The sequence below is a fragment of the Novosphingobium sp. ZW T3_23 genome (assembly GCF_044987305.1).
In the GTDB taxonomy this organism is placed as follows: Bacteria; Pseudomonadota; Alphaproteobacteria; order Sphingomonadales; family Sphingomonadaceae; genus Novosphingobium.
Map to the genome: position 1 here is coordinate 1 of NZ_JBJDRF010000137.1, position 915 is coordinate 915.

Below are 915 nucleotides of genomic sequence, written 5' to 3' on the forward strand. Positions count from 1 at the left end.
ACTGCTGGCCGAGGCTATGCTGGATAATGCCGGCCTGAAGGATCTTCTTACAAAAAATTGGTAACGCCCGCTGCCAAGCGAGAGGCGGTCGCTCGTCTCCAGGCGGTTCTGGGGATGAGCGAGCGGCGGGCGTGCCGTGTTATCGGCGCTGACCGGAAGAGCATGCGCTACCGGTCACAGCGGGAAGATGATGCTGACCTTCGGGCGAAGCTGCGCGAGCTTGCGCAGCAGCGGCGCCGGTTTGGCTATCGTCGGCTGCACATTCTGCTGCGCCGGGAGGGCGTGGTGATCAACCGGAAGAAGACACAGCGGCTCTATAGCGAGGAGAAGCTGGCGGTCCGACGCAGACGCAACCGGCGGCGTGCCATCGGCGCACGGGCACCGGCTCCCGTGCTGGCGCTACCGAACCAGCGATGGAGCCTGGACTTCGTCCATGATCAGCTGGCTACGGGACGCCGGTTCCGGGTGCTCAACATCGTCGACGATGTAACCCGCGAGTGCCTGCGCGCGGTGCCGGACACTTCGATCTCGGGCCGTCGGGTGGTGCGCGAGCTCAGCGATCTGATCGCCGAACGCGGCAAACCGGGGATGATTGTCAGCGACAACGGGACCGAGCTGACCTCGAACGCCGTCCTCGCCTGGTGCGGGGAAGTCGGGGTTGAGTGGCACTATATCGCTCCGGGCAAGCCGATGCAGAATGGCTACGTCGAGAGCTTTAACGGTCGCATGCGCGACGAGCTGCTCAACGAGACCCTGTTCCTGAGCCTCGAGCATGCTCGCGTGGTGATCTCCGCCTGGGCAGAGGACTACAACCAGGAGAGGCCGCACTCATCCCTTGGCTATGAAACCCCTGCGGCCTTCGCCGCTGAACTGCATAAGCAATGGCCTCCTTCGCTACGCCCTACGGGCTCCGCT

At 64.2% G+C, this 915-nt stretch carries 1 pseudogene; it reads left to right on the plus strand.

Going from position 1 to position 915, the window contains the following annotated elements:
- A pseudogene (locus ACI3K3_RS25685) lies at positions 1–915 on the plus strand (IS3 family transposase); the annotation flags it as partial.